Genomic DNA, 3164 nt, shown 5'->3' on the forward strand with positions numbered 1-3164 from the left:
ATTATATCAAAACTTATAAAATACTTCACTATTTTTATTTTTTTGATATCTTAGCCAATATCCAGCTAACATTGAAGAGAATAAAGTGGTAAGTATCAAAGTTGTAAAAAAGCTAGTATTGATAATTTGATAATAAAAAGCAACGCTAGCTAAAACAATACCAGGACCTCCTCTTGCATTCATGGTGATAGCAAAATTAACTCTTGATAAATTAGAAATTTTCAAAGTTAAAAGAGATAAATAACATCCTAAAAACTCAAAAACGCAAGCTAATAAGCAAAACATAACAAACATAATAAATGAAAATTCATGAATAACATTTAGCTGTATTCCAATTAGTGCAAAATATATCGGAATAAAACAAGAAAAAGAAAAATCAGATATACTAGTAATTTTTTCTTTTAACTCATGATTGTTTTGTAGTGTATTTTTGATTAAAAATCCCACTAAAAAGGAAGTATACATGGGATTAATATGAACAATATTTAACAACGCAATAGCTAAAAATAATAGTACAAAAGAAAGCGTAAAAAAGTCTATAGATTCAAAACGAAAATGAATTTTGCTAACAATATTTGCTAAAACTTTTACAAGGATAAAAAGAATAATAGTAATAAAAGCTGTCCATAAGTTATTTTCAATTGAAAAAGAATTGCTTGTTGAGGCATTAATAGCGACATTGAGTAAAATCCACAAAAATAAATCTTGTATGGTGGAGGTAGTTAAAACTATACTAGCAAATCTTGTTTTTATGATACCTATATCAAAAAAAATCTTTGAGATAACAGGAATTGAAGTAACTGCTATGGCTATTAAAAAAACCAAACTAAAAGATAAATCACTTCCTTTTTCTCCAATAAAACTATCTTTGAAATAATCAATAAAAAAATAGCCTAAAGCAATAGGTATAAAGGTTGCTCCGAGAAATAAAGTAGAAATGATTTTAATGTTTTGTTTTTCAAAATTAATTTGTGTGTTAAAACCTGCAATAAACATTAAAAATATAAGGCCTAATTGATAAAAAGTATTTAAAATTTTTCCTTGCTCTTGAAAATTTAAAAATATATGTGTAACAAATTCAGGCGCTATAATATAAAGCCCGCTAGCTCCTAATATAAATCCTCCTGTAATCTCTCCAATAACCTTAGGTGCTTTTAAAAAGGTAAAAATTTTACCAAAAACAAAAGCTGATAAAAGTAAAACACCTAAAGATAAAAATATAGCAGTAAGATTATCAGGACTTAAAGATTCAAATTTCATATATTTCCTTTTATAACACTATCTTTTCAAAGTTAATCTCATTTTTCATCAAATTTAAGATTTTTATACATTCTTGCACATATTTCCCAACAGCTGTTTCTTCAGATAATTGAATTCCATAAACACCACTTTTTGATATATTATATAAATCATCGATTTCTGCTATAGTAGGTATAGGTTTTTCTTCCATATTTTTAAGAATTTGAGTTGCTAAAAATACTCTTACACCATTATGATTAGCCATTTGAATAATATAATTTTGAAATCTAGGAATTTTTTCGATACCAATTTCTGTAGATAAATCTCCTCTATCTATTAGTATAAAATCAACTTCATGTAAAATTTCATATAGATTATTTACTGCTTCTAAGGTTTCTATTTTTGAGATGATCTTGGTGTCTGAATTTAATGATTGTTTTAACTCTTTTATATCTTGAGCCTTTCTTACAAAAGAAGCTCCAAGATAGTCAATTTTAAACTCATTACACAATTTAATCAATTCCATATCTTTTTCAAATAAAAATGGAATATTTGTATGGAGATTTCTTATATGCATACCTTTATTGTTTAATAATAATCCATCGCTTTTAGAAGTAAATACTATTTCTTCATTACCAACAGACTTAACAATAAACAAAAACACACTATCATTAGCATATACTTGCATACCTGGTTGAATTAGTTTATAAAAATCTTTAAAGTTAAATTGTGTGGTTTTTAAAGTAAAATCTTGATCTTTGGAAACTTGTATAGGCTCATTAATATTAGCAGTTCTTATCTTATTGCCAGGAAGATCAATTAAAATTTTGGCAGATTTGTTTTGATTTCTTATATTAAAAATAGTATTTTTTATATCTTCTAAATTACCATGAGCCCCATTTATTCTATAAATAAAATTATCTTGATGAATTTCATTAATTTTAAATTTATTACCTAAGCTTGGACCTACTGTTAATATATATTTTTGCATTTTAATCCTTTATAAAAATATTATTTACTCCAAGATTTATGAGAGTTTGGGCAACTTCTTTTCTCATAAATCTTTCATCTGGAATTTCTCCTGAAACTAAAGCTTTTCTAATTTTAGTACCACTAATAGAAATTTTATGAGTATCTTTATGTGAACATACTTTTTCACTAACTATTTCTTGACATTTAGAGCAAAAATACGGTTCTTTTAAAAGCAATAGTTCTATACCAAGCTCATTTGCAGAGTTTAGCTCTTTTGCAAGTTTGTGTGCTTCATATACTCCATAATAATCACCCACTCCTGCATGATCTCTACCTATAATAAAATGAGTACATCCTGCATTTTTGCGAACTATTGCATGAAAAATAGCTTCTTTGGGACCAGCATAACGCATATTAGTTTCTAAACCTTGTATAAATACTCTATTTTTTGGATAAAACTCTTCAAACATTATTTTATATGCACTCATAACCGCTTCTTGGGTAAAATCACCTTCTTTTTTCCATCCGATTAAAGGATTAATAAACAAAGCATCGCAAAGTTCTAAAGCGATTTTTTGTAAATGCTCATGAGCTTTATGTATAGCATTTCTTGTTTGAAAACCTGCAATGGTTTTTACTTCTTTATTTTTTTTACTAAAAATATCTTGCAGTATATTTTTATATAAGCTATCTTGATAAAATTCTTCTTTAAGTTGTATTTTTCCTGCAATTTTGAAGGAAGATTTTGATTTTTCTTTTTTTATACCAGGATGATTTAGATCTTTGGTTTGATAAATTTCAAACAAATCTTTATCTTGCACCTGAAATTTATCTTCTATGTGTATATTTCCTATTAATTCGTTTTTATAATACAAATCTCTTATACTGCCTACAGTGTAAGAATTTAAATTTTCCACCTCTAAGGTTATAGGTAAAGTCCAAATTGAACCATT

3 protein-coding genes are annotated in these 3164 nt (G+C 26.3%); all 3 read right to left on the reverse strand.

Going from position 1 to position 3164, the window contains the following annotated elements; all coding sequences use genetic code 11:
• Nucleotides 1-6 precede the first annotated feature (6 nt).
• Complete coding sequence (locus L8W55_RS07820) at nucleotides 7-1260, reverse strand: cation:proton antiporter (RefSeq protein ID WP_263678121.1); 1254 nt, start codon at nucleotides 1258-1260, stop codon at nucleotides 7-9.
• A 10-nt stretch (nucleotides 1261-1270) separates the two neighbouring features.
• Nucleotides 1271-2230, reverse strand: a complete 960-nt coding sequence (locus L8W55_RS07825; protein WP_263678122.1) for a pyruvate kinase — start codon at nucleotides 2228-2230, stop codon at nucleotides 1271-1273.
• Between the two features lies 1 nt (nucleotide 2231).
• Nucleotides 2232-3164: hypothetical protein (locus L8W55_RS07830; RefSeq protein ID WP_263678123.1), on the reverse strand; the 933-nt coding region annotated here is incomplete at its 5' end.

The sequence above is a fragment of the Campylobacter sp. FU_520 genome (genome assembly GCF_025772385.1).
GTDB classification, from domain to species: domain Bacteria; phylum Campylobacterota; class Campylobacteria; order Campylobacterales; family Campylobacteraceae; genus Campylobacter_D; species Campylobacter_D lari_C.